Annotated in this window: 8 protein-coding genes and 1 tRNA gene; 7 read left to right on the forward strand and 2 right to left on the reverse strand. The window is 34.3% G+C overall.

Translation table 11 applies throughout. The features are described from left to right. Window positions 1–162: 162 nt before the first annotated feature. From ACLI50_RS16480 to ACLI50_RS16495, 4 genes are read left to right on the forward strand one after another with little or no spacing between them, the layout of a single operon-like run. Complete coding sequence (locus ACLI50_RS16480) at window positions 163–2,337, forward strand: EndoU domain-containing protein (RefSeq protein WP_343642437.1); 2,175 nt, start codon at window positions 163–165, stop codon at window positions 2,335–2,337. Window positions 2,338–2,356: 19 nt separating this feature from the next. Next, window positions 2,357–2,701: a hypothetical protein gene (locus ACLI50_RS16485; protein WP_110008512.1), complete on the forward strand. Its 345-nt coding sequence runs from the start codon at window positions 2,357–2,359 to the stop codon at window positions 2,699–2,701. Between the two features lie 34 nt (window positions 2,702–2,735). Next, the gene (locus ACLI50_RS16490) at window positions 2,736–2,963 is read left to right on the forward strand and encodes an EndoU domain-containing protein (protein ID WP_228406436.1); all 228 of its coding nucleotides are present in this window, start codon (window positions 2,736–2,738) and stop codon (window positions 2,961–2,963) included. Between the two features lie 12 nt (window positions 2,964–2,975). Then, window positions 2,976–3,329, forward strand: coding sequence for a hypothetical protein (locus ACLI50_RS16495; protein WP_343642441.1), 354 nt, complete (start codon window positions 2,976–2,978; stop codon window positions 3,327–3,329). Window positions 3,330–3,626: 297 nt separating this feature from the next. On the opposite strand, the gene ACLI50_RS16500 is transcribed toward ACLI50_RS16495, so the two are convergent. After that, window positions 3,627–3,698: transfer RNA gene (locus ACLI50_RS16500), tRNA-Glu, on the reverse strand. 60 nt (window positions 3,699–3,758) lie between these two features. Continuing rightward, window positions 3,759–5,045 carry an N-acetylmuramoyl-L-alanine amidase family protein gene (locus tag ACLI50_RS16505; protein ID WP_411414253.1) on the reverse strand — a complete coding sequence of 429 codons (1,287 nt, stop codon included), beginning with the start codon at window positions 5,043–5,045 and terminating at the stop codon, window positions 3,759–3,761. 53 nt (window positions 5,046–5,098) lie between these two features. On the opposite strand from ACLI50_RS16505, the gene ACLI50_RS16510 reads away from it, so the two are divergent. The 3 genes from ACLI50_RS16510 (at window position 5,099) to ACLI50_RS16520 (ending at window position 8,664) form a co-directional block, all read left to right on the forward strand. Beyond that, window positions 5,099–7,684 carry a putative LPS assembly protein LptD gene (locus ACLI50_RS16510; RefSeq protein ID WP_110008515.1) on the forward strand — a complete coding sequence of 862 codons (2,586 nt, stop codon included), beginning with the start codon at window positions 5,099–5,101 and terminating at the stop codon, window positions 7,682–7,684. A gap of 144 nt (window positions 7,685–7,828) precedes the next feature. Further along, entirely contained in the window at window positions 7,829–8,209 is a 381-nt protein-coding gene (locus tag ACLI50_RS16515) for a RidA family protein (RefSeq protein WP_034694591.1), read from the forward strand. Further along, window positions 8,209–8,664 (forward strand): hypothetical protein, encoded by a 456-nt coding sequence (locus tag ACLI50_RS16520; protein WP_110008516.1) that lies wholly within the window; start codon window positions 8,209–8,211, stop codon window positions 8,662–8,664. Before ACLI50_RS16515 ends, ACLI50_RS16520 begins: the two co-directional genes overlap by 1 nt. Window positions 8,665–8,788 lie beyond the last annotated feature (124 nt).

Genomic DNA, 8,788 nt, shown 5'->3' on the forward strand with positions numbered 1-8,788 from the left:
TTGTGACATATAACATATAGGGATTGCTTTTTTCAAATAATTCTTAATACAAATATTGCTAATAGCAATATTATGAGGTGAAGTCTCAAGTAAAATAAATATAATACGTCAGGTTCTGTCGTTACCCGAATCTACATTTGGCTCATAGTAAATTCAAATGATATGATACAAAGATTAAATTACGTCTTGAGCAGAGACATTGACAGCCCTTATGGAAAAAACAGTGTGTTTTTTGAAACATTTGTTGTTCCTCCCGAAGATTTCGATAAAATCCCCGAAACTAAAGTAACAGATCGCATAAAATATACTTTCATACTATGTAAGAGTGGTGTTGAAGTGTTTGATAGGTACGAAAAAGAGGGTGTAGAAGAGAAACAATTTAAAGTTTTCTATGAAGAAGATGACCCTAAAAAAAGTAACTTTTTTGGCACAGCCTGTCGGGTAAAAATGGGAAAAGATGCCAAAAACTTCTTTAACAGAATTTATAGTAATAATCAAAATACCACATATGTAACTCCAACAGAATCAATAACTGTAAGTGGGTTTGACAATCTTGTTAGAGAGCTTGCTGATGATAAAAAGATAAACGAAACTCTTTTGAAAGGTGCAATCTATTTAGAAATTGCAGAACAAACCCAATTGAACGAAGCCTTTAAAAAGGTATTTTCTTTAAATAATCAATTGGCTGATTGGCTTAGAGGAGGTATTGAAACTGTTGAAACTTGGAAATTCACGGAAGAAAATTATGATTACGAGAAGTATTTTGTATTACCGATGTATAGTACTTATCAAAATAAAGTAGGTACAAGCGGATTTCAAAAACAAGAAGCAAAATATAAGCCCATCATTCCTGTTCCTATTTCTGCCAGAGAATACAAAACTATGCAGAATGCTTCTGAAATAGCAAGTGACGGATTTAACAAGCTCAAAGATTTTGTAGATTATTTTGATGAAATTTCCCTGGCAATAGTTTCAACTGTTGTTAAAGCAACCCCAACAATAGCGGACGATATTTTCTTTGCTGTAGTCTTCTATTTAAAGAATTTCATAGAAGATAATATCCCTGAAAGCATTAAAAATATATATAATAAACTCAAATCATTCTTTAAGGATGTCTTAGATGTCATTTCTGGGATTGGAGCGTTTATAGGAGAAAAAATCAATCAGGAAGTAGCAAAAATTAATGCTTTTTTATGTGGATTACTTAACGGTCTTATCTCATTGGCTCAAACAGTAATTATGTTATTAGCTATGATTACTGACAATCTTCCATTTTTAAATATGGAGAAATTAAGCCCTGTAGAGCTTACAAAACATCAAGAAAAGTTAGAGTTTATTGAAGATTTTGTAGATTTATTTGCTGAAAACTCAAAAGAGTTTCTTAGTGGAATTAAAAATATTTTTAGCAATGGTAAAATTTGGAAAGAAATTTCACAATTCACTGACATGCTAAAAAAGAAATTTTCAGAACTTAATGACTACTTTTGGGCATACTTTGTAGGTGCTATTGCTTTTGAGCTTATTTTGGATGCTATCATCACCTATTTTACAGGAGGCGCATCTCTTGCTGGAAAAATCTCTGAGAAGATAGCACAGGCAGCAGGTAAAATTGGTAGAGTATCTCAAAAATCAGCAAAATTAGGAAAAGCGATAAATTTTTCTAAAAACATAGGTAAGAAAATTGGTAATTCATTGGCAGATCTGTGGAAATGGTTAAAAAAGGAATTTTTAGAGTTAGTAGAAGCCATAAAAAGTGGGAATTTAGCTCATTATTTGAAGAAAAAATTTTATGAATTAACAGATGATGTGGAAGGTTTGCGTAAATTGGCTTTTGGAAGATGGCTCAGTAAATTTGACAAAGGCTTCTTCAATCATCTTGAAGGAGAGTTTAATACGGAACTTTTTATAAAAAACCTGCCTTCTGGTTTCAAATACACAGATGAAGTTTTAGTTTCCCAAGGAGGACACAGAGGGTCGGGAATTTTCAACGGAGCAATAGATGTTGAGAAAATATTAGATCCTGAAGGAGTTTATTCTATGGCTCATTTGGCAGATGATATTCCCTTTAAAGCTAAAATAAGTATTAAATACAAAGATGGTTATTTGGTGAAAAATGCTGAATCATCAATGTTTCCTAAAAATTGGGATCTTAAAAGAATACAAGAGGAAATAGCATATGTATATGAAAATACTGTAGTTAAAGGACAAGGAGTAAATCCAGCCTCATTGGGCAAAAAATTTAAACAATATAAGTTCAAAGACTCTTCAGGTAGATTTGACATATTAATTGAGGTTGATGATGCAGGAAATATTATGAATGCATATCCGCTGCTGTAAAATAAAAATATTATATAAAATGAAATATACATTTAAAAAAGATATGTGGGGAGACACAATCTTACACTCTATTCAGAGTGAAGAAAGTACTATAAACCACTTTGGTAGTTGGAATTGGACACCACAAAAAATTCAAAGTTTAATTGACGGTGTGGAACAAAGCAAAAACAAAGATTCTGATGAATCCTTTGACTGGCAAAACGAGGATGTTTTCTTCCGAAGCAATAAATATGGGGTTTTCTTTGTAGACCTCATGAAACAAAGGGCAGGTGAAAAATCTAAAAAGCAGGATTTGGATTTAGAACACGATGAGTTTATCAAGTTTCTGCAAGACTTTAAAAAATTTGTTGAAGAAAACAAATAGATTGTAGCCGCCTAAGAGATTAGGCGGTTATTTTGTGAAAAATGCAGAATCTTCTATGTTCCCTAAAAATTGGGATCTTAAAAGAATACAAGAGGAAATAGCGTATGTATATGAAAATACGGTAGCTAAAGGGCTTAATAAAAAAATAAAAGCACCTACTGACTTATTTGATAAGTACGAGGGTTCAACTTCAGTAGGATTTAAAATTAGAATAGAAGTTGACAATACGGGTAAAATCATGAATGCTTATCCAATTATTTAAAAATAAAAGAAAATGAAATATAAATTTTACATTGAAGTAATAGAAGATATAGTTACTTTTGGAATAATGCCTGAAGAAGAAAGATATAATGTTTTGTTTAGGTTCGGAGATTCGGGTTGGACTCCACAAAAAATTCAAAAATTAATTGAAGGTGTGGAACACAGCAAAAATAAAGAACCTGACGAATCCTATGACTGGCAAAACGAGGATATTTTCTTCCGAAGTAATAAATATGGGGTTTTCTTCGTAGACCTCATGAAACAGAGGGCAGGTGAAAAATCTAAAAAGCAGGATTTAGATCTAGAACATGATGTTTTTATTAAGTTTTTACAAGACTTTAAAAAATTTGTAGAGGAAAATAGTTGATAAATTTGAGTAATAACAAGAAATTTTTAGTTTACTCTTAACATAAAGAGATTGTCTTAATCAAAGGCAGTCTCTTTTTGGTTTCCAAAATTTATAAATCTTGAAGTTTTCAAGTTGTAAATAACAAAAGTTAAAGAAAGTAAAGGAAAATTTTAGCGAACAAAAAAGATTTTCGAAATTCGCCTTGTACAAAGCGTGTATGAGCGTTCTTTTAAAATTCGTGGAGATTCCGTTGAATTTTGGAATAAAAAAATCCCTGAACCTTATATTGGTCAGGGATTGATTGATGTAGTTTTGTAGCCTATAGGGGAATCGAACCCCTGTTGCAAGAATGAAAATCTTGAGTCCTGACCACTAGACGAATAGGCCAAATTTTGAGGTTGCAAAAGTAGGAATTAACTTTTAAACTTCAAAATTATTTTTTTTGATTTATCTGTAGACCTTTTGTATCACCGTATTTTTGATACCTTTAGCTTCAAGTTCCTTCTGAAGTTTTACAGCATCTTCCAATGTGTATACTTTTCCATACGTGTAGTAGAATACACCGTTGTCCTTATTTCGTTCCACATCTTTTAAATTTTGTAGGATATAAGAATTTCCGTTCAGTTTATCACCTGCATACACTTCAATCGTATAATACCCCATATTGATTCTCTGGTTAGGCATAAATCCAACAGCAAACGCATTTCTGAAGCCGGCATCCTTCGCTGTTTTAAGGTTAATATCTTTTACCGATGCCATATTGGTGACAGCATAGTAATACTTGTACTGTCCGTTTTCTTTAAGCGTAAGAATATAGTTCAGGCCTTTCAGGGCAGGATCATTTTCATTGTATTTCGTAGGAGAACTCATTAATAGAATTCTGAAATCATTTTTCAAAGGAACCTCTGCAGGTTTTTCTGGCTCTGGCTTTCTTGTTGCAATAGAACCACCGGATTTTCTGTCAATCGCCTTTTTATAATCAATTATGGCATTGTAGATACTTTCTGCAATTTCAGTCTGCCCTTTATCTGAAGCGATGTAGTGACTTTCTTCAGGGTGATTGATGAACCCGGTTTCTATCAGTACAGATGGCATGGCATTCATACGGAGAACGTGAAGGTTTTTCTGAAATACACCTCTTGAAGATCTTTTATCTTTATTCACAAAGTTATCTTCTACCAATCCTCCCAAAAGAAGACTTGATTCCAGATATTTACTTTGCTGAAGTTTCAGGGCAATTAATGATTCCGGTGAGTCCGGATTATAAGAACCAAAGATCTGCTTATCTTTTTCATCCAGGAAAATTACGTCATTTTCTCTTTTGGCTACTTCCAGGTTTTCATTATTCTGGTTGGGTCCCTGCACATATGTTTCTGTTCCATATGCTGTAGGTCTCTGGGATGAGTTACAGTGAATGGATATAAAAAGGTCTGCTTTGCTTCTGTTGGCCAGATTGGTTCTGTCAGACAGAGACGGATACTCGTCTATTTTACGGGTATAAATTACCTTAAAATCTCTGTTTTTTTCTAACATGGCACCTACTTTTAACGTAATGGCAAGTGTAATGTCTTTTTCTGCGATTCTTCCGATGTCGGAATAGGTCCTGTTGGCTCCATGATCACTTCCTCCGTGTCCAGCATCCAGAACGATAGTAAACTTCTTCTGGGAGAAAATAAAGTTGCTGATAAGGATAAGGAGAAATGATAAAATTATTTTAAAATTTTGTTTGTGCATCTTACAGTTATAAAAATTATATTAATTTTGGGCCTTAATTATATAGTATAAAATTGGCCAAAACCGTCTTCAAAAATATATTACAAATTTTAATTATCCTAATTTTTAACAATTTTTTAGCACAGAAAACTCCTGAAAAATTGCCTAAAAATGCGGTTAATGATACTATTTCCAAAAAGGATACCATAGTTGTAAAAAAAGAAACCCTCAATGATGTTCTCCGTACAAAAGCGGATGATCAGAGAAGAGACGTTCCGAAAAAAATGACATTCCTGAACAAAAATGCTCAGGTAAAGTATCAGGATATGCAGATTGATGCAGATTATATCTCTATTGATGATAATAAAAATCTGATCTATGCAAGAGGAAAACAAGACTCTTTGGGCAAGATTGTGGAGCCTGTAATCACTACGCAGGCCGGAAAAAAATACGAAACCAACGAATTCAGCTATAATACAAAAACAAAACAGGCCATTGCCTTCAATGCAAGAACAGAAGAAAGTGAAGGGGTAATTATAGCACAGAAAACCAAAAAATATAATGATTCCGTATTTGCAATGAGAAAAGCAGATTATACAACGGATGATTATTTTATCAAGAAAAAAGATACGGCAGCGGATTATTTTATGAGAGCTTATAATATTAAGCTGATTAAAACCAAAACAAAATCCCAAATCGTGACAGGTCCTATTCAGATGTTTATCGAACAGGTTCCTACACCGCTTTATCTTCCATTCGCTATTTTACCATTCTCAGATAAAAGAGCTGCGGGTATTCTGATTCCAAGTTTCGGGGAAAGAGAAGATGTAGGTTTCTTCCTGAACGGAATAGGATATTACCAACCGATCGGAGAACACTTTGACCTTAAGGTTTTAGCAGATATTTATACAAAAGGAAGCTGGAATCTACGCCCACAAGTGAATTACCAGAAGAAATACCGTTACTCCGGAAACTTTACGGCCGATATCGGTACAATGGTGAGAGGAATCAAAGGTCTGGACGATTATACTAAAAACAGTACCTACAGAATCAACTGGACACACTCGCAGGATTCCAAAGCTAATCCTTTCCTTACATTCAGTGCTTCTGTTGATATTGTAAGTACCAAGTTTTATAACAACCCGCTTAACAACAATTACATTTTCAACCAGAATGTATTGAATACTCAGCAAAACTCTACGGTAACCCTTACCAAAAGATTCCTGAAACTGCCGATGACGATTACAGGAACTGCTTCATATTCCCAGAACTTTGCGACAGGATTGGCAGACCTTCGTCTTCCGCAGATGAACGTGGCAATCAACCAGTTTTATTTATTTAAATCAAGAACAGGAATCAGACAGGGATTGCTTGAAAATATTACAGTGAATACCGGTTTCAACCTTACCAATTTCGTGAATACTCAGGAAAATGAGTTGTTTAAAAAAGAAATGTGGGATAAAATGCAGACCGGCCTTAAAAATAATATCGCATTGGCTACCAATACAACTTTGGCGAAATATTTTACTTTCAGTTTAAGTGCGAATATTGACAATGCCCTGACAACAAAAACACTGAACAGGTATTATGATCCGGTAAAGAATGTAACTGTTGATGAAATCAATAAAAACTTTACAGGATACTCTACTTTCTCTACTTCTGCCAGTCTTCAGACCACACTTTTCGGGATGATGAAATTCAAAAAAGGATCTGCTGTGGAAGCCGTAAGACATATGATGACCCCGAGTGTAAGCTTTACTTATTCCCCGGATTTTTCAAGTCCTAATTTCGGATATTACAGAAACTATTATAATGCAAACGGAGCGTTGACGCCATATTCTATTTTTGAAAAAGGAATTATCGGAAGCCCGTCAAGCGGTATGCAGGGAGCTTTGGGTTTTAATATCGGTAACAATATCGAGATGAAAGTAAAATCTAAGAGTGATTCTACAGGGGTGAAGAAAATCAAAATTTTTGAATCTTTAAACCTTGCAGGAAGCTACAACTTTGCCGCTAAAGATCACCCTTGGTCTGTGTTCTCCATCAACGGACAGTCTTCATTTTTCAATAATAAGTTAACGGTAAATACCAGTCTTGCACTGGAACCTTATAAAATTGAGTTTTTACCGGGACAGGATACCGGAATAAGAACAGAACAGTTCGGACACTTCAGTGTACAGGGATTCAATGTTCAGTTATCATATCCTTTAAGCAGCGAGATCTTTGGAGAAAAAACAGATTATGCCAAAAAATATTCCTCGAAGGGAGAAATCCGTAATGAAAATTATTATTTTGATGATGATCATTATGCTCACTTTGATCAGGCCTGGACTTTAAATGTCAGCGCCAATTACGCTTATTCCAAAGGATTAAGCAGATTTGGTAATAAAATTGCATCCATTGGATTGGATGGTAGCATCAAACTGACTCCATACTGGAATATCAACGGAAGTACCCATTATGATATGGTGACCAAAGAATTGGCATATACAAGAATTGGTTTTTCAAGAGATCAGCGAAGCTTTACGATCAATTTCAACTGGGTTCCTTTCGGACAATATAAAGTGTATGACTTCTTTATCGGTATCAAAGCCAATATCTTAAGTGATGCCTTGAAGTACAAAGACAGAAGCTTTACCCAGCCTAATGCACCTTTCTAATATCAGATTGGCATTTGACAATATAAATTTTATATTTGCAAGCAAAATAAATTCTAATGAAAATCACTGTTGGCAGAATTCAAATACCAACGAATATTGCAGATAGTGATTGCATATAACCATAGAAAAAAATAAATATCCGTTATGAAACAAATAATCAACACAGTTAATGCACCTGCAGCGATCGGACCTTATTCACAAGCTAATATGGCCAACGGAGTTTTGTATATCTCCGGACAGATTCCTGTAGATCCTGCAACTGGTAAACTGGTAGAAGGTATTGAAAAGGAAACGCACCAGGTAATGAAAAACCTTGAAGCGATTCTTACTGAAGCCGGCATGACTTTCAAAAACGTTGTAAAAGCTACCATCTTCCTTAAAAGTATGGATGATTTTGCTGTAATGAATGATATCTATGCATCTTACTTAGATTCAGAAAGCTATCCAGCTCGTGAAACAGTACAGGTTTCATGTTTGCCTAAAAATGTGGATATCGAAATTTCTATGATTGCACATCAGGATTAATGAATTTTATAAGAAATACAGTTGCGGTTCTGATAGGTCTTGGTATTGCAGGGCTTATTATTACTCTTGGTATAAGGGCTTTTCCGCAATGGGTAACTTTTGAGGCTTTTGCTCCGTTTGAGCACTGGCAAAGGTTTCTTTTCAGTATGAAAGATGATAAGGCGTTTTTCGGCTTCCTTTTATTTATTTCCGGATTAGGAACTACTATTGGGGGAGTGGCAACCGCTATCATTGTTAAATATGCTAAAGTAGCCTATGCTATTCTGATTGGCTTTATTATGCTTTTTATTGCCATGTTGGATGTTATTATTTTTCCCTATCATCCTACGTTTTATAAGATCTCCATTTTCCTTACGTTCTTTCCGTTTTCCTGGATTGGAGGGAAGATTGTAGAAGTGATCTATGAAAGAAATAAAAAGAAAAGTATCGCTGACAAAATGAATAAGTCTAAATGACTAGTCCTGAAAAACTGATACAGATTATAGTACAAAAATAAATAATTAAACCAGAGTAATTTTACTATTGCTTTGGTTTTTGTTTTTATAGGTTTTCATTTTAATTTGTGATTGGTTATGCATT

The organism is Chryseobacterium cupriresistens (genome assembly GCF_046614675.1).
GTDB classification, from domain to species: Bacteria; Bacteroidota; Bacteroidia; order Flavobacteriales; family Weeksellaceae; genus Chryseobacterium; species Chryseobacterium cupriresistens.

Excerpts from the sequence above, each read along its gene's own strand:
- ACLI50_RS16480 (WP_343642437.1), top strand. The coding sequence starts at position 163 with ATGATACAAAGATTAAATTACGTCTTGAGCAGAGACATTGACAGCCCT.
- ACLI50_RS16485 (WP_110008512.1), top strand. The coding sequence starts at position 2,357 with ATGAAATATACATTTAAAAAAGATATGTGGGGAGACACAATCTTACAC.
- ACLI50_RS16495 (WP_343642441.1), top strand. The coding sequence starts at position 2,976 with ATGAAATATAAATTTTACATTGAAGTAATAGAAGATATAGTTACTTTT.
- ACLI50_RS16505 (WP_411414253.1), bottom strand. The coding sequence starts at position 5,045 with ATGCACAAACAAAATTTTAAAATAATTTTATCATTTCTCCTTATCCTT.
- ACLI50_RS16515 (WP_034694591.1), top strand. The coding sequence starts at position 7,829 with ATGAAACAAATAATCAACACAGTTAATGCACCTGCAGCGATCGGACCT.
- ACLI50_RS16520 (WP_110008516.1), top strand. The coding sequence starts at position 8,209 with ATGAATTTTATAAGAAATACAGTTGCGGTTCTGATAGGTCTTGGTATT.